We start from the raw sequence: 16,580 nt of genomic DNA on the forward strand, positions 1-16,580 counted from the left end.
CGATAAAGTCTATTTTGCCCACTCAGGGTTAACGAAATGAAGGATGTCCGGCAGTAAATCGGTCGCCAACATGCCTCTTGTTCCTTGTCTTTCCGCTACGCGATCGCCGGCCGCGCCATGTACGACGCAGCCCGCACAGGCGGCATCATACAGCGGGAGCTTTTGCGCCAGCAAACCGCCGATGATGCCCGACAACACATCGCCCATGCCGCCGGAGGCCATGCCGGCGTTGCCGACGTCGGCGATCGCCATCTGCCCCTGCTCATCGGCGATCAGCGTACCGGCGCCTTTCAGCACCGCCACGCCGCCGTAGCGCGCCGCCAGGTTGCGCACGGCAAGTAAGCGATCACTCTCGATGTCGGCAGTGCTGCAGCTCAACAGCCGCGCCGCCTCTCCAGGATGCGGAGTCATCACGCGATTCTGCCGTTTCTCGGGATTTAATGCCAGCAAGTTCAGCGCATCGGCGTCCCACAAGGCCGGTTTATCGCTGGTTTGCAGCACGTTCAAGGCGTTTTTGCCCCATTCAGCCTGGCCCAGCCCCGGGCCAATCACCAGCACATCCGCCCATTGCATCGCCTGCCGCAGCGTCGCCTCGTCCAGCGCCTGCGCCATCAGCTCCGGCCGGGCCGCCAGCAGCGGTGCGACGTGCTCAATGTGAGTAAGCACTCGCACCAATCCCGCCCCGCTGCGCAGCGCCGCTTCCGCCGCCATGCGAATGGCGCCGCCGAATCCGCGGTCGCCACCCACCAACAGCAGGCGGCCATGCTCGCCCTTATGGGCGCAAGGGCGGCGCGGATGCAGCCAGCGCGGCAACGCCTCGGCGGTAAGCCGCTGAATCTGTTCCGGTTGCTTCGCCAGCCAACCCGATAAGCCTAGCGCATTCTGATGAAGTTGCCCGACCCAGTCGCGCGCCTGGCCGGTCAGCAATCCCGGTTTGAGGCCGATGAACGTGACGGTGTGCGCGGCACGCACGACCGCGCCCGGCACCGCGCCGCTTTCCGCCAGCAGGCCGGACGGGATATCGAGCGCGACCACCGGCGCCGAATGGCGGTTGGCGGCCTCGATCAGGGCGTCGTAAGGCGCACGCGGCGCGCTGCCAAGGCCAGTGCCTAACAGGCCGTCGATAATGAGAGAGACAGACGCCGGCCAGCGGCTGTTCGCCGGCAGAATATCACCGCCGGCGGCCAGCCAGGCCTGACGGGCCGCTGCGGCTTCCGGCGGCAAAGGCCGTGCGCCTTCGCAGGCGATCAACGTCACCTGCAGGCCCGCCGCCTTCGCCAGGCGCGCCACCACATAGCCGTCGCCGCCGTTGTTGCCGTGGCCGCACAGCACCAGCCAGTGGTCGCGGGAGGGGTACGCGTTGCGCGCCAATGCGTAGGCCGCCTGACCGGCGCGCTGCATCAACTCGTAAAGAGAAATACCGAGCGAGGCCGCAGCCGCGGGTTCCGAGCGACGGATCCAATCCGCAGGCCAGACAGAGTGTGGTAAACTGTCAGCGTATGCTTTTTCACTGTGGCCCGTCATGACGCACCCCCTCGATCTCCATCAACTCGCCCAACATATCAAGCAATGGGGGCAATCGCTAGGATTCCAACAGGTTGGCATCTGCGATACCGACCTGAGCCTCGAAGAGCCGAAGCTGCAGACCTGGCTCGACAAGCAGTACCACGGCGAGATGGAATGGATGGCGCGCCACGGCATGCTGCGCGCGCGCCCTCACGAACTGTTGCCGGGCACGCTGCGGGTGATCAGCGTACGCATGAACTACCTGCCGGCCAAGGCGGCGTTTGCCAGCACCTTGCAAAATCCGCAGTTGGGTTACGTCAGCCGCTACGCGCTGGGGCGCGACTATCACAAACTGTTGCGCCAGCGCCTGAAAAAGCTGGGCGATCAGATCCAGGAATACTGCGGCGAGTTGAATTTCCGCCCCTTTGTCGATTCCGCGCCGGTGATGGAACGCGCGCTGGCCGCCAAGGCGGGCATCGGCTGGGTTGGTAAACACTCACTAATTCTCAACCGCGAAGCCGGGTCGTGGTTTTTCCTCGGCGAATTGCTGATCGATCTGCCGCTGCCGGTGGATAAGCCGCAGGAAGAGCAGTGCGGCCGGTGCGTCGCCTGCATCACCACCTGCCCAACCGGCGCCATCGTCGCCCCCTATACCGTAGACGCCCGGCGCTGCATCTCCTACCTGACCATCGAGTTGGAAGGCGCGATCCCGGAGGAATTCCGACCGCTGCTCGGCAACCGCATCTACGGCTGCGACGACTGCCAGCTGATCTGCCCGTGGAACCGCTTTTCGCAGCTCACCGACGAAGACGATTTCAGCCCACGCGCCGCGCTGCATGCACCGCAGCTGATCGATCTGTTCAACTGGACGGAAGAAAAATTCCTGCGCATCACCGAAGGCTCGGCAATACGCCGCATCGGCCACCTGCGCTGGCTGCGCAATATCGCCGTGGCGCTGGGCAATGCGCCCTACGAGGACGGCATTGTGCTCGCGCTGCGCACGCGCCTGGGCCAGGACGCCATGCTGGACGAACATATCCACTGGTCGCTGGCGCAGCAGCTTGCCCGCCGCGAGGCACAGGGCATCGAGGTGCAGACGGCGCAGAAAAAACGGCTGATACGGGCTGTGGAAAAAGGTTTGCCGAGGGATGCCTGACGGCGTGCGCCATGCGGCTATTTCACCGGATGTCTCACTCTGTGGATTTGTGCATAAAAATAAAAACACGTTGTCTTTCAACTGCAACAAAAAGAGCAAGTGATCGGCATAACGTTTTGGGATAAATAAATAAACTTATAAATCAAATAGATAAATATTTAATTTGTATGACGTTGATTTTTCAGGCAGGCGGGTTTATGTACAGAGGCTGTGGATAACTCTGTTCACAACATTTTTACCAGGCGTGTAAAACGGGACAAAAACCCGCGCCGGATAAGGCGTTGGATTTGAATTTGAAACGAAGAGAAAATTGGAGCGGGAAACGAGACTCGAACTCGCGACCCCGACCTTGGCAAGGTCGTGCTCTACCAACTGAGCTATTCCCGCATTGAGATGCTTTTGGCATCCGGTCACCAAACACTGGCGTGACCTTTGAATTTTTGGAGCGGGAAACGAGGCTCGAACTCGCGACCTCAACCTTGGCAAGGTTGCGCTCTACCAACTGAGCTATTCCCGCGTCGCATAGGTACTGCTTGATACTGCTTTATTTATTCATCATGCCGCATCGCGACATTGTTGAATTTGGAGCGGGAAACGAGACTCGAACTCGCGACCCCGACCTTGGCAAGGTCGTGCTCTACCAACTGAGCTATTCCCGCCCGGCGTATCGATGGTGGAACGTTACGAAATTCTTCATCGGTACGGGGTGCGCATTATACGAGAAATCCTTTTTGCCGCAAGCCCCTGAAAGCAAAAAAACGCGATTTTTGTTTGATTGCCGATTAAAGCGCCAGATTGGCGAATTAAGCGGCTAAAAACGGCGTTTTTTCCCCGCAGGGGCCGCCATCGCCTTAAAGCTGAATGAAATGTTCGCGGTAATAAGCCAATTCGGCCACCGATTCGCGGATGTCGTCCAGCGCCTGATGGGTGCCCTGCTTCTTAAAGCCAGCGAGAATTTCCGGCTTCCAACGGCGCGCCAGTTCCTTCAGCGTGCTGACGTCCAGATAGCGGTAATGGAAGTAAGCCTCCAGCTCCGGCATGTAGCGGAACAGGAAACGGCGATCCTGGCCCACGCTGTTGCCGCAGATCGGCGATTTGCCGGCCGGCACCCACTGCTGCAGGAAGGCTATCGTTTCCAGCTCGGCGGCGCGATCGTCCTGGCGGCTGGCTTTCACCCGCTCCACCAGCCCGCTGCCGGTATGGGTGCGCACGTTCCACTCGTCCATCAAGGCCAGCTGCTCGTCGGACTGGTGCACGGCGATCACCGGCCCTTCCGCCAGGATGTTCAGGTTGGCGTCGGTGACTAGCGTGGCGATCTCGATAATGCGGTCACGCTCGGGATCCAGCCCGGTCATCTCCAAATCGATCCAAATCAGGTTATTTTCGTTTCCTGTCATGATGTTTCCTGCCTAAAAGCCGAGAGAAAAACGCTGTGCGGACGAGACGACGGGCGCCGCCGGTGGCGACGCGCCGCAGCCGGCGGCTAACAACGGTTATTTAATATAAAATAGCGTGTATCATAGTCTTTTTGGTCGCCCTGGGCGACATATACCCTGACGGGTTCAAGGCTGCGCCCAGGGCACGTCCCCCGCCGCAGCTGTGCGTATACGTAAAGGTATAAAACCGATTCAAGTGAGGCGCAGTGAGTAAGAACAAACTGTCCAAAGGCCAGCAACGCCGCGTGCAGGCGAACCATCAGCGCCGTCTGAAGCGCGCTGATAACAAACCGGAACCGGATGATTCCCAGCTGGGCGAGCCGCAGGAAGGCGTCGTCATCAGCCGTTTCGGCATGCACGCCGACGTTGAGGCGCCGGATGGCACTCAGCACCGCTGCAACATCCGCCGCACGCTGCGTTCGCTGGTCACCGGCGATCGCGTGGTGTGGCGCCCCGGCCTGGGCACCCATGAAGGGGTAAAAGGCATCGTGGAAGCGGTGCACGAGCGCACCTCGGTGCTGACGCGCCCGGACTTCTACGACGGCGTGAAGCCGATCGCCGCCAATATCAATCAGATCGTCATCGTGTCAGCGATCCTGCCCGAGCTGTCGCTGAACATCATCGACCGTTATCTGGTGGCCTGCGAAACGCTCGAAGTCGAGCCGCTGATCGTGCTCAACAAAATTGACCTGCTGGACGCCGAAGCGCGCAAGCTGGTCGACGGCATGATGGATATCTATCGCAAGATTGGCTACCGGGTGCTGGAAGTTTCCAGCCAGACGCGGGAAGGCATGGCGGAATTCGAACAGGCGCTGGCGGGGCGCATCAGCATCTTCGCCGGCCAGTCGGGGGTCGGCAAGTCCAGCCTGCTGAATGCGCTGCTGCCGCCGTCCGAAGAGCAAATTCTGGTAAATCAGGTTTCCGACGTATCGGGCCTCGGGCAACATACCACCACCGCCGCGCGGTTGTACCATTTCCAGCACGGCGGCGACGTGATCGACTCCCCGGGGGTGCGCGAGTTTGGCCTGTGGCATCTGGAGCCGGAACAAATCACCCGCGGATTTGTCGAATTCCGTGATTATTTAGGCGGTTGCAAATTCCGCGACTGCCGCCACGATACCGATCCCGGCTGCGCCATCCGCGCGGCGATGGAGAAAGGCGATATCGCGGAAGAGCGTTTCGACAACTATCACCGCATTCTGGAAAGCATGGCGCAGGTGAAGGTTCGCAAGAACTTCACGGACGCCGCAGACTGACACTGACGGGCGGGCATTGACGGCGGCGGAGCCCTCGTTACAATGCGCGCCCTTTACCCTGATTCACGAGGTTAACGTGCTGGATAGCATCAAGATTAAATTGCAATATTGGCTGCCGAAGCTGGCGCTGACCCGCCTGGCGGGCTGGGGCGCCGACAAACGGGCCGGCTGGCTGACCCAACTGGTGGTCAAGGCCTTCGCCCGCTTCTACCGCGTAGACATGCAGGAAGCGCAAAATCCGGACCTGGCGTCTTACGCCACCTTCAACGACTTCTTCGTGCGCCCGCTGCGCGACGGCGCGCGCCCGATCATCGCCGACGCCAACTGGCTGGCGCTGCCTGCCGATGGCGCCATCAGCCAGCTCGGCCCGATCCGCGACGATCAAATCTTCCAGGCCAAAGGCCACCACTACAGCCTGGAAGCGCTGCTGGCCGGCAACTACCTGCTGGCCGAGCCGTTCCGCAACGGCCTGTTCGCCACCACCTATCTGGCGCCGCGCGACTACCACCGCGTGCACATGCCGTGCGCCGGTGTGCTGCGCGAGATGATCTATGTGCCGGGCGATCTGTTCTCGGTCAACCCGCTCACCGCCGCCAACGTGCCTAACCTGTTCGCGCGCAACGAGCGCGTGATCTGCGTGTTCGACACCGACATCGGGCCGATGGTGCAAATCCTGGTCGGCGCCACCATCGTCGGCAGCATCGAGACCGTCTGGGCCGGCACCGTCACGCCGCCGCGCGAAGGCATCATCAAACGCTGGACCTACCCGGCCGCCGGTGAAGAAGGCGCCATCGCGCTGGAAAAAGGCGCCGAGATGGGCCGCTTCAAACTCGGCTCCACGGTGATCAACCTGTTTACCGCAGGCAGCGTGCAGTTCGCGCCGCAGCTGCATAACGGCACCGTCACCCGCATGGGTGAGGCCTTCGCCGAAATCCCGGCCGCCGCTGAAACACCACAGACCCCGCTCTAAAGGAATCGACGCCGTGCGCCTGATCATCACGCTTTTGCTCGGTTGCCTGCTGTGGCAACCGGCGCTGGCCGCCCCCGTGCCGACCGAGAACCAGCTCAAACAGGAGCTGAAGCAGGCGGAAAGCAGCAAAAACGCGCCAAATCAGGCGGAGACCACCGAGGCGCTGCAAAGCGCCCTCAACTGGCTGACGGAGCGTAAAGAGTCGCAGACTCGCTCCGAACAGTATCAGAAGGTGATCGACGATTTCCCGAAGATGACGCAGGAGCTGCGCCGTCAGCTGGTGCTGGAAAGCAACAAGATCCTGCCGAACGGCGACGATCTGCCGGCCGCCGAGCTGGAACAGCAGATCCTGCAAACAAGCAGCCTGCTGCTGGAACAGGCGCGCCTGCTGCAACAAGAGCAGGATCGCACGCGGGAAATCAGCGATTCGCTCGGCCAGCTGCCGCAGCAGCAGACCGACGCCCGCCGCGCGCTGACCGAAGTGCAGCGCCGTCTGCAGGCGCAGCCCGCCAACCCGACCACCCCATACGCGCAGGCCGCCCTGGCCCTGCTGCAGACCGAAGCCGCGGCGCGCAAAGCCAAAGTGGACGAGCTGGAGCTGGCGCAGCTGTCGGCCAACAATCGTCAGGAGCTGGCGCGCATGCGCGCCGAGGTCTATAAAAAGCGCCACGAGAAAATAGACGTTCAGCTGCAGGCGCTGCGCAACAACCTCAACGCCCAGCGCCAACGCGAAGCGGAACTGGCGCTGGAAAAAACCGAGCAGCTGGCCGAGCAGAACGGCGACTTGCCAAAAAGCATCAGCCAACAGCTGCAGATCAACCGCGAACTGTCCGCCGCGCTGAACAGCCAGGCGCAGCGCATGGATCTGATTTCGTCTCAGCAGCGGCAGGCGGCGGCGCAGACGCTGCAGGTGCGCCAGGCGCTGAGCACCATCATCGAACAGGCCCAGTGGCTCGGCTCGTCGTCGGCGCTGGGGGAAACCCTGCGCGCCCAGGTGGCGACGCTGCCGGAGATGCCCAAGCCGCAACAGCTGGACGGCGACATGGCCCAGCTGCGCGTGCAGCGCCTGCAGTTTGAAAACCAGCTGGAAAAACTGTCGCAGCGCGAATTCAAACGCGACGACGGCAGCGCGCTGACCAACCAGGAGCAGCGCATCGTCGATGCCCAGCTGCGCACCCAGCGCGAGCTGCTGAACTCGCTGCTGTCCGGTTGCGATACCCAAATCCTCGAGCTGACCAAGCTGAAGGTGGCCAATACCCAGCTGATCGAAGCGTTGAACGAAATTCGCGACGCCACCCACCGTTATCTGTTCTGGGTGCCGGACGTCAATCCGATCAACTTCTCTTATCCGCTCAACGTAGCGCACGATCTGACGCGCGTCCTGTCGCTGGACACGCTGTCGCAGCTCGGCGGCGCCTTCATGATGATGGTGACCAGCCGCGAAACGCTGATCCCGATCTTCGGCGCCCTGCTGCTGGTGATTTTCAGCATCAGTTCGCGCAAGCACTATCATGCCTTCCTCGAGCGCGCCAGCAGCCGCGTCGGCAAGGTGACGCAGGACGAATTCTTCCTGACGGTGCGCACCGTATTCTGGTCGATTCTGGTGGCGATGCCGCTGCCAGTGCTTTGGGCCGCGCTCGGCTACGGCCTGCAAAGCGCCTGGAACTACCCGGTAGCGGAGGCGATCGGCAAAGGGGTGACCGCCACGCTGCCGATCCTATGGATCTGCATGATCTGCGCCGCCTTCGCCCACCCGCAGGGGTTGTTCATCGTGCACTTCCGCTGGCCGGCGAAGCAGGTTTCGCGCGCCATGCGCTACTACAAGATGTCGATTTGGCTGATCGTGCCGCTGATCATGGCGTTGATCACCTTCGATAGCCTGAAAGAGCGCGAGTTCGCCAACACCCTGGGGCGGCTGTGCTTCATCCTGCTGTGTCTGGCGCTGGCGCTGGTCACCCACAGCCTGAAGCGCGCCGGCATCCCGCTGTATCTGGATAAAAACGGCTCCGGCGACAACATGCTCAACAGCGCCTTCTGGGGGCTGCTGCTGTCGGCGCCGCTGCTGGCGGCGCTGGCCTCGACCGTCGGTTACCTCACCACCGCGCAGGCGCTGTTGGCGCGCCTGGAAACCTCGGTGGCGATCTGGTTCCTGCTGCTGGTTGTCTACCACATCATCCGCCGCTGGATGCTGATCCAGCGGCGGCGCATCGCCTTCGATCGCGCCAAACAGCGCCGTGCCGACATCCTGGCCCAGCGCGCCCGCGGCGAAGACGAAACTTCGCACACCCCGAACAGCACCGAAGGATCCATCGATCCGGACGATTCGGACTTCGATCTGGACACCATCAGCGCCCAGTCGCTGCGGCTGGTGCGGTCGATCCTGACGTTGATCGCACTGGTGTCGGTGATCGTGCTGTGGTCGGAGATCCACTCCGCGTTCGCCTTCCTGGAAAACATCTCTCTCTGGGACGTAACCTCGACGGTCAACGGCGTGGAGACCGCCCATCCGATCACCCTTGGCGCGGTCCTGATCGCCATTCTGGTGTTGATCATCACCATGCAGCTGGTGCGCAACCTGCCGGCGCTGCTGGAGCTGGCGGTGCTGCAGCACCTGGATCTGTCGCCGGGCACCGGCTATGCCATCACCACCATCACCAAGTACCTGCTGCTGCTGTTCGGCGCAGTGCTCAGCTTCGCCTGGATCGGCATCGAATGGTCGAAACTGCAGTGGGTGGTTACCGCGCTCAGTCTGGGGTTGGGCTTCGGCATGCAGGAGATCTTCTCCAACTTCATCTCTGGCCTGATCATCCTGTTCGAGAAACCGATCCGCATCGGCGATACCGTGACGATCCGCAACCTGACCGGTACCGTCACCAAGATCAACACCCGCGCTACCACCATTTCGGACTGGGACCGCAAAGAGATCATCGTGCCGAACAAAGCCTTCATCACCGAACAGTTCGTCAACTGGTCGCTGTCGGATAACCTGACCCGTGTGGTGCTGACCGTGCCGGCACCGGGCGAAGCCAACAGCGAAGAAGTGACCAAGATCCTGATGAACGCCGCCGAGCGCTGCGCGCTGGTGCTGGATAACCCGGCGCCGGAGGTTTACCTGGTCGATCTGCAGCAAGGTATCCAGATCTTCGAGATGCGTATTTACGCCGCCGAGATGGGCCACCGCATGCCGCTGCGCCACGAGATCCACCAGCTGATCCTGGCGGGCTACCGCGAGCACGGCATCACGCTGCCGTACCCACCGTTCCAGGTGCGCACCGAGACGCTGTCGCGGCTGACCAACAACGGCCGTACGCCGCCGTCCACGCCGGCGCCGAACACCAAGCGCGACGCCGGGGGCCTGTAAGCGGTTCTCGCGATAAAAAAGGGCCGGCAAATGCCGGCCCTTTTTGCTTTTCTTACCGCCTGAAACGTCAAGCGATCCCGACCGGGAAGGCCAATACGTCGCTCAGGCTCTCGGCGCCCAGCGCCAGCATCACCAGGCGATCCACGCCCAGCGCCACGCCGGAACACTCCGGCATGCCGTGCTGCAACGCCGCCAGCAGGTTATAGTCGATCGGCTGCTGCGGCAGGCCGCGCTCCGCGCGCTTGCGGTTGTCCTGCTCGAAGCGCTGCTGCTGTTCACGGCCGTCGGTCAGCTCGCGGAAACCGTTCGCCAGCTCGATGCCCTTGAAGTACACCTCAAAACGCTCCGCCACGCGGTGGTCCTCGGTGCTGATCTCCGCCAACGCCGCCTGGCTGGCCGGGAAGTGGTAAACGAACGCCGGCTTTTCACGGCCGATATGCGGCTCCACGCCCACGGTGAACAGCAGCTGCAGCAGCGTATCGCGATCTTCTTCGGTATCGGCGATGTTGCTCAAGTCGAGTTTGGCCGCCGCTTCGCGCAGCTGCGCCTTCTCCGCCGACAGCGGATCGATGTCCAGATGGCGCAGGAAGGCCTGCTGATAAGACAGGGTCTCCGCGCTCTCGCAGTCCAGCACCTGTTGCAGCAGATCGTCCACTTCGTTCATCAGGCGGTACATGTCGTAGTGCGGACGGTACCACTCCAGCATGGTGAATTCCGGGTTGTGATGCCGCCCGGCTTCTTCATTGCGGAAGCTGCGCCCCATTTGGTAGATCGGGCCGCTGCCCGCCGCCAGCAGGCGCTTCATGTGATATTCCGGGCTGGTCATCATGTATAGCGTCAGGCCCTCTGCCGCCCCCGGCCCGACGAAACGCGTCTCGAACGGGAACAGGTGAACGTCGGTGACCGTCGCCTGGCTCATGGTGGGCGTCTCAACTTCCAGCACGCCACGATCGGCGAAGAAACGCCGGATCTCAGCCAGAATCGCTGCGCGTTTCAACAAATTGGCGATGGGTGCACTAGGCTGCCAGCTTGCCGTTTCGCTCATGGTAATTAACTCCGAAATCAAACAGGGGATGCAGTCTACTCGCATCCTTGCAGCCAAACAAATTCTTCACGATACACAACCGGCCATAACGCCAATTTCCGATAAATAGGCGGCAAAAGCGCGTTAAAAAGGGTAAAGCACGCCGAACACGCGAAAAGGCAGGCAAGCCTGTTGGTCGAGCGTTAATCGACAAAACAATCGATCACATCAAATTTCGACTACTTAACTTTAGGTATAGTTAATTCCCCATTATTGGTGGGAGATATCTATCCTTAACCTTTAAGCAACATTAATTGGTTCAATTAGTTAGCACCCGAAGAGTTCGCTAAATTTTAAGCATAGATATTTAACTTGCCGTTCTTAATAAGAACATTGGAGGAATGCAGTGCAAACCTTTAACGCCGATCTTGCCATTATTGGGGCCGGGGGCGCTGGTTTACGTGCAGCAATAGCCGCAGCGGAAGCCAATCCCCAACTGAAAATCGCGCTGATTTCTAAGGTCTACCCGATGCGCAGCCACACGGTCGCCGCCGAGGGGGGCTCCGCCGCCGTCACCCAGGATCACGATACCTTCGACTACCATTTCCACGACACCGTCGCCGGCGGCGACTGGCTGTGCGAACAGGACGTGGTCGATCACTTCGTGCATCAGTGCCCGCGCGAGATGACCCAGCTCGAGCAGTGGGGCTGCCCGTGGAGCCGCAAACCGGACGGTTCGGTCAACGTGCGGCGCTTCGGCGGCATGAAGATCGAACGCACCTGGTTCGCCGCCGACAAGACCGGCTTCCACATGCTGCACACCCTGTTCCAGACCTCGCTGAAATACCCGCAGATCCAACGCTTCGACGAGCACTTCGTGCTGGATATCCTGGTGGATGACGGCCAGGCGCGTGGCCTGGTGGCGCTCAACATGATGGAAGGCACCCGCGTGCAGATCCGCGCCAACGCGGTGGTGATGGCCACCGGCGGCGCCGGGCGCGTCTACCGCTACAACACCAACGGCGGCATCGTTACCGGCGACGGTATGGGCATGGCGTTCCACCACGGCGTGCCGCTGCGCGACATGGAGTTCGTGCAGTATCACCCGACCGGCCTGCCCGGTTCCGGCATCCTGATGACCGAGGGCTGCCGCGGCGAAGGCGGCATCCTGGTGAACAAGGACGGCTACCGTTACCTGCAAGATTACGGCATGGGCCCGGAAACCCCGCTGGGCGAGCCGAAGAACAAATACATGGAGCTGGGCCCGCGCGACAAAGTGTCCCAAGCCTTCTGGCACGAATGGCGCGCCGGCCGCACCATCGCCACCCCGCGCGGCGACGTGGTCTACCTCGATCTGCGCCACCTGGGCGAGAAAAAGCTGCTGGAGCGGCTGCCGTTCATCTGCGAACTGGCCAAGGCCTACGTCGGCGTCGACCCGGTGAAAGATCCGATCCCGGTGCGCCCGACCGCGCACTACACCATGGGCGGCATTGAAACCGACCAGAACTGCGAAACCCGCATCAAGGGGCTGTTCGCAGTCGGCGAATGCTCCTCCGTCGGCCTGCACGGCGCCAACCGTCTCGGCTCCAACTCGCTGGCAGAACTGGTGGTGTTCGGCCGCGTCGCCGGTGAGCAAGCGGCCCGCCGCGCGCTGGAAACCGCGCCGGCCAACGGCAGCGCGCTGGATGCGCAAACCCGCGACGTCGAAACCCGCCTGAGCAACCTGATGAAGCAGGAAGGCAACGAAAACTGGGCGAAGATCCGCGACGAAATGGGGCTGTCGATGGAAGAAGGCTGCGGCATCTACCGCACGCCGGAGCTGATGCAAAAAACCATCGATAAGCTGGCGGAGCTGAAAGAGCGCTTCAAGCGCGTCAACATCACCGACAACTCCAGCGTGTTCAACACCGATCTGCTGTACACCATCGAGCTGGGTTACGGCCTGGACGTCGCCGAATGCATGGCGCACTCCGCGTTTAACCGCAAAGAGTCGCGCGGCGCTCACCAGCGCCTGGACGAAGGCTGCACCGAGCGTGACGACGTCAACTTCCTCAAGCATACGCTGGCGTTCCATAACCCGCAGGGTGCACCACGCCTCGAATACAGCGACGTGAAAATCACCAAGCTGCCGCCGGCCAAACGCGTCTACGGCGCAGAAGCCGAAGCGCAGGAGAAAAAGAATAAGGAGCAGGCAAATGGCTGAGATGCAAACCCTGAAGATCGAAGTCATGCGCTATAACCCGGAAAGCGACGCCGAGCCGCATTTCGTCACCTACGCCGTGCCTTACGACGAACAGACCTCGCTGCTCGACGCGCTGGGCTACATCAAGGACAACCTGGCGCCGGATCTCTCCTACCGCTGGTCCTGCCGCATGGCGATCTGCGGCTCTTGCGGCATGATGGTCAACCGCGTGCCGAAGCTGGCGTGCAAAACCTTCCTGCGCGATTACGTCGGCGGCATGAAGGTCGAAGCGCTGGGCAACTTCCCGATCGAGCGCGATCTGGTGGTCGACATGACCCACTTCATCGAAAGCCTGGAGGCGATCAAGCCGTACATCATCGGCAACGATCGCAAACCGGAAGACGGCCCGAACGTGCAAACCCCGGCGCAGATGGCCAAGTACCACCAGTTCTCCGGCTGCATCAACTGCGGCCTGTGCTACGCCGCGTGCCCGCAGTTCGGCCTCAACCCCGAGTTTATCGGCCCGGCGGCGATCACGCTGGCGCACCGCTACAACCTGGACAACCGCGACCACGGCAAGAAACAGCGCATGCCGCAGCTTAACGGCCAAAACGGCGTCTGGAGCTGCACCTTCGTCGGCTATTGCTCCGAAGTCTGTCCGAAACACGTCGATCCCGCCGCCGCCATCCAGCAGGGCAAGGTGGAGAGCGCCAAAGACTTCATGATCGCCATGCTGAAGCCGCAATAAGGGAGAAAAATCGCCATGACAACTCAACGTAAGCCCTATGTGCGCACCATGACGCCCACCTGGTGGCAAAAGCTCGGCTTCTACCGTTTCTACATGCTGCGCGAAGGCACCTCAGTGCTGGCGGTGTGGTTCAGCATCGTGCTGCTCTACGGCGTGTTCGCGCTGAAGGGCGGCGCCGAGAGCTGGGCCGGCTTCGTCGGCTTCTTGCAGAACCCGCTGGTGCTGTTGATCAACGTCGTCGCCCTGCTGGCGGCGGCGCTGCACACCAAAACCTGGTTCGATCTGGCGCCGAAGGCCGCCAATATCGTGGTCAACAGCGAGAAAATGGGGCCGGGCCCCATCGTGAAAGGGCTGTGGGCCGTCACGGTCGTCGTCAGCGTGGTCATCCTGGCCGTGGCCCTGATCTAATCCGGAGGAAACATGATAAATCAAGCACCTAAACGCTCCGACGAGCCGGTTTTCTGGGGATTGTTCGGCGCCGGCGGCATGTGGGGCGCGATCGTCGCACCGGCCATCGTGCTGCTGGTCGGCATTCTGCTGCCATTGGGGCTGTTCCCCGGTGAAGCACTGGGTTACGAGCGCGTGCTGGCGTTCTGCCAGAGCCTGATCGGCCGCCTGTTCCTGCTGCTGATGATCATTCTGCCGCTGTGGTGCGGCCTGCACCGCATCCACCATGCGATGCACGATCTGAAGATCCACGTACCGGCCGGCAAATGGGTGTTCTACGGTCTGGCGGCGATCCTCAGCGTGGTCACCGTTATCGGCGTCGTCACCCTGTAAACCGCTCAGGCGGCCAACGCCCGTTGGCCGCCCTTTTCTCATCGGCTACACTGTCTACTCGCCCCCGGTAAACAGGAGTCACCGATGCGTTTATGGTCAAAGCTTAGCGTCATGCTTTCCGCCCTACTCTCCGTCGCTTGCAGCGTCTCCCCGCCCAAAGACATCAAGGTCGTGACCCCTTTCGACAGTCAGCGCTATCTCGGCACCTGGTACGAAATCGCGCGTCTGGATCATCGTTTTGAACGCGGTTTGCAGCAGGTGACCGCCCACTACAGCCCACGCGCCGACGGCGGACTGAAAGTCATCAATCGCGGCTTCAATCCGCAGAAACAGCAATGGCAAGAAAGCGAAGGCAAAGCCTACTTTATCGGCTCACCGCAGGTCGCGGCGCTGAAAGTGTCGTTCTTCGGCCCCTTCTACGGCGGCTATAACGTGATTGCCCTGGACCCGGACTACCGCTACGCGCTGGTTTGCGGCCCAAACCGCGACTATCTGTGGATCCTGTCGCGCACCCCGACGCTTGACGCCGGCGTACGCGACAGCTTATTGCAGACGGCCAAGGGCTACGGTTTCGCCACCGATGCACTGATCTGGGTGCAACAGTCCGCCGATCAGTGACTGCTGAACTTCAGCCCGAGAATGCCGACCACGATCAGGCACAGGCTGATGATACGCGCGATATTGGTCGACTCGCCCAACAGCACCATGCCCATGATGGCCGCGCCCACCGCGCCGATGCCGGTCCACACCGCATAGGCGGTGCCGGCGGGCAGCGTTTTCATGGCATTGGCCAACAGCAACATGCTGACCACCATCGCGGCGATGGTGATGATGCTCGGCGTCAGCCGGGTAAAACCGTGGGTGTATTTCAGACCGATAGCCCAAACCACTTCGAGCAAACCGGCGATAAGCAGAATAATCCAGGCCATGAGACGGCCTCCCTACCACTGGGGTCGTCCCCGATATAATGACGCGTAAACGGGTCGTCCCGTTCAGCGGGGTGATGAACGGCGGGTAACCTCACCTGCACTGCGGCAGGATAGCAGCAGCGTTAACGCTCAGGCAAGAGGAGGAAATGCGGCGGCCCTCCGCGCGCGGAACGCCGCCGGGTGGAGAACGGATTATTCCGCGCTGCGCTGAATGGCCTTGCCGCCGGCCTGAATGTCCTCACCCACGCCGCGGGTGGTGTTACAGGCGGTCAACGAGGTCAAAATCATCAAAGAGAAGATCGCGATAATACTTTTCTTCAGCATAAGAAAGTCCTTATTTGTCGTTGATGAAAAAGTACGGCTTTCTAAGCTTAGTCAAAATTGGCGCAGAGAGTGGGATCGCCACCGGCTTTGTGGCGCAAATACATCGGGTTAAAGGACGGGATCAGCCGGCCGTGCGGGAGATGGCGCCGCCGAGATGCTGAACGTCTTCGCCGAAACCGCGAAACGTATTGCAACCGCTAAGGGAGAAAAGGAACAACAGGGAGAGCACGGCCAACAACGTTTTCTTGAACATGCGGGTTTTCTGCCAACGAACGAGGATGGGATAAAACAGAGGAACCACGGGGGTTCCTCTGCTTTGAAACTTATTTAACGCGAGAGACGTATTCGCCAGAGCGAGTGTCAACTTTGATCACTTCGCCGATCTGGACGAACAACGGCACTTTAACCACGGCGCCGGTGCTCAGGGTAGCCGGCTTGCCGCCAGTCCCTGCGGTATCGCCTTTCAGGCCCGGATCGGTATCGGTGATTTCCGCTTCAATGAAGTTCGGCGGCTGAACGGCGATTGGACGGCCATCCCACAGGGTGATGATGCACTCTGCGTTGTCCTGCAGCCATTTGGCCGCATCGCCTACGGTTTTGCCGTCAACCTGATGCTGTTCGAAAGACTCAGGGTGCATGAAGTGGTAGAACTCACCGTCGCTGTACAGGTAGTTCATGTTGGTGTCCATCACGTCTGCGCCTTCGCAAGAATCGGTAGACTTGAAGGTTTTTTCCACGCGGGTGCCGGTCAGCAGACGACGCATTTTCACGCGTGCAAACGCCTGGCCTTTGCCCGGCTTAACGAACTCACTGGCTTCGACGGCGTAAGGTTCGCCCTCGAACATGATTTTAAGACCCGGACGGAAATCGTTGCTAGAATAAGTCGCCATGATGGCCCTCTGAATATT

At 61.1% G+C, this 16,580-nt stretch carries 16 protein-coding genes and 3 tRNA genes; 9 read left to right on the plus strand and 10 right to left on the minus strand.

Going from position 1 to position 16,580, the window contains the following annotated elements:
* Positions 1-9 precede the first annotated feature (9 nt).
* Positions 10-1,524 (minus strand): bifunctional ADP-dependent NAD(P)H-hydrate dehydratase/NAD(P)H-hydrate epimerase, encoded by a 1,515-nt coding sequence (gene nnr / locus ACJ8HT_RS05790; RefSeq protein ID WP_197652821.1) that lies wholly within the window; start codon positions 1,522-1,524, stop codon positions 10-12.
* Here nnr and queG point away from each other — a divergent pair.
* Positions 1,523-2,662 carry a tRNA epoxyqueuosine(34) reductase QueG gene (gene queG / locus ACJ8HT_RS05795; protein WP_194573014.1) on the plus strand — a complete coding sequence of 380 codons (1,140 nt, stop codon included), beginning with the start codon at positions 1,523-1,525 and terminating at the stop codon, positions 2,660-2,662. The two genes, nnr and queG, sit on opposite strands and share 2 nt — an antisense overlap.
* A 311-nt stretch (positions 2,663-2,973) precedes the next feature.
* Here queG and ACJ8HT_RS05800 read toward each other — a convergent pair.
* From ACJ8HT_RS05800 to orn, 4 genes are all read right to left on the minus strand, one after another.
* Positions 2,974-3,049, minus strand: a tRNA-Gly gene (locus tag ACJ8HT_RS05800).
* A 54-nt stretch (positions 3,050-3,103) separates the two neighbouring features.
* A tRNA-Gly gene (locus ACJ8HT_RS05805) sits at positions 3,104-3,179 on the minus strand.
* A 66-nt stretch (positions 3,180-3,245) separates the two neighbouring features.
* Positions 3,246-3,321 (minus strand) — tRNA-Gly (locus ACJ8HT_RS05810).
* A gap of 192 nt (positions 3,322-3,513) precedes the next feature.
* Entirely contained in the window at positions 3,514-4,059 is a 546-nt protein-coding gene (orn, locus tag ACJ8HT_RS05815) for an oligoribonuclease (RefSeq protein ID WP_033636776.1), read from the minus strand.
* Between the two features lie 245 nt (positions 4,060-4,304).
* On the opposite strand from orn, the gene rsgA reads away from it, so the two are divergent.
* The 3 genes from rsgA to mscM all read left to right on the plus strand — a co-directional run bounded on the left by rsgA (position 4,305) and on the right by mscM (position 9,685).
* Entirely contained in the window at positions 4,305-5,354 is a 1,050-nt protein-coding gene (gene rsgA, locus ACJ8HT_RS05820) for a small ribosomal subunit biogenesis GTPase RsgA (RefSeq protein ID WP_004929686.1), read from the plus strand.
* 76 nt (positions 5,355-5,430) lie between these two features.
* Entirely contained in the window at positions 5,431-6,324 is an 894-nt protein-coding gene (gene asd, locus ACJ8HT_RS05825) for an archaetidylserine decarboxylase (protein ID WP_197652822.1), read from the plus strand.
* Positions 6,325-6,337: 13 nt separating this feature from the next.
* Positions 6,338-9,685 (plus strand): miniconductance mechanosensitive channel MscM, encoded by a 3,348-nt coding sequence (mscM, locus tag ACJ8HT_RS05830; protein ID WP_197652823.1) that lies wholly within the window; start codon positions 6,338-6,340, stop codon positions 9,683-9,685.
* 67 nt (positions 9,686-9,752) lie between these two features.
* Here the strand turns inward: mscM and epmA are convergent, their stop codons facing one another.
* Positions 9,753-10,730, minus strand: a complete 978-nt coding sequence (epmA, locus tag ACJ8HT_RS05835) for an elongation factor P--(R)-beta-lysine ligase (protein WP_004929681.1) — start codon at positions 10,728-10,730, stop codon at positions 9,753-9,755.
* Positions 10,731-11,115: 385 nt separating this feature from the next.
* Between epmA and frdA the strand changes: the two genes are divergently transcribed.
* The 5 genes from frdA (at position 11,116) to blc (ending at position 15,037) form a co-directional block, all read left to right on the plus strand.
* The gene (gene frdA, locus ACJ8HT_RS05840) at positions 11,116-12,912 is read left to right on the plus strand and encodes a fumarate reductase (quinol) flavoprotein subunit (RefSeq protein WP_038879239.1); all 1,797 of its coding nucleotides are present in this window, start codon (positions 11,116-11,118) and stop codon (positions 12,910-12,912) included.
* Complete coding sequence (locus ACJ8HT_RS05845; RefSeq protein WP_033648713.1) at positions 12,905-13,639, plus strand: succinate dehydrogenase/fumarate reductase iron-sulfur subunit; 735 nt, start codon at positions 12,905-12,907, stop codon at positions 13,637-13,639. Before frdA ends, ACJ8HT_RS05845 begins: the two co-directional genes overlap by 8 nt.
* Positions 13,640-13,654: 15 nt before the next feature.
* Complete coding sequence (gene frdC, locus ACJ8HT_RS05850; protein ID WP_038879241.1) at positions 13,655-14,047, plus strand: fumarate reductase subunit FrdC; 393 nt, start codon at positions 13,655-13,657, stop codon at positions 14,045-14,047.
* Between the two features lie 12 nt (positions 14,048-14,059).
* A complete protein-coding gene (frdD, locus tag ACJ8HT_RS05855) occupies positions 14,060-14,419 on the plus strand; it encodes a fumarate reductase subunit FrdD (protein ID WP_004929672.1) in 360 nt (119 codons plus the stop codon).
* Positions 14,420-14,503: 84 nt separating this feature from the next.
* Complete coding sequence (gene blc, locus ACJ8HT_RS05860; RefSeq protein WP_038879243.1) at positions 14,504-15,037, plus strand: outer membrane lipoprotein Blc; 534 nt, start codon at positions 14,504-14,506, stop codon at positions 15,035-15,037.
* On the opposite strand, the gene sugE is transcribed toward blc, so the two are convergent.
* The 4 genes from sugE to efp form a co-directional block, all read right to left on the minus strand.
* The gene (gene sugE, locus ACJ8HT_RS05865; protein WP_004929669.1) at positions 15,031-15,348 is read right to left on the minus strand and encodes a quaternary ammonium compound efflux SMR transporter SugE; all 318 of its coding nucleotides are present in this window, start codon (positions 15,346-15,348) and stop codon (positions 15,031-15,033) included. The genes blc and sugE overlap by 7 nt on opposite strands.
* A 192-nt stretch (positions 15,349-15,540) precedes the next feature.
* Positions 15,541-15,672, minus strand: a complete 132-nt coding sequence (locus tag ACJ8HT_RS05870) for an entericidin A/B family lipoprotein (RefSeq protein WP_033636766.1) — start codon at positions 15,670-15,672, stop codon at positions 15,541-15,543.
* A gap of 121 nt (positions 15,673-15,793) precedes the next feature.
* Entirely contained in the window at positions 15,794-15,925 is a 132-nt protein-coding gene (locus ACJ8HT_RS05875) for an entericidin A/B family lipoprotein (RefSeq protein WP_049202118.1), read from the minus strand.
* 70 nt (positions 15,926-15,995) lie between these two features.
* Positions 15,996-16,562, minus strand: coding sequence for an elongation factor P (gene efp, locus ACJ8HT_RS05880; protein ID WP_004929666.1), 567 nt, complete (start codon positions 16,560-16,562; stop codon positions 15,996-15,998).
* Between the last annotated feature and the right edge of the window lie 18 nt (positions 16,563-16,580).

This window comes from Serratia sp. CY44782 (assembly GCF_052168715.1).
Lineage (GTDB): Bacteria > Pseudomonadota > Gammaproteobacteria > Enterobacterales > Enterobacteriaceae > Serratia > Serratia nevei.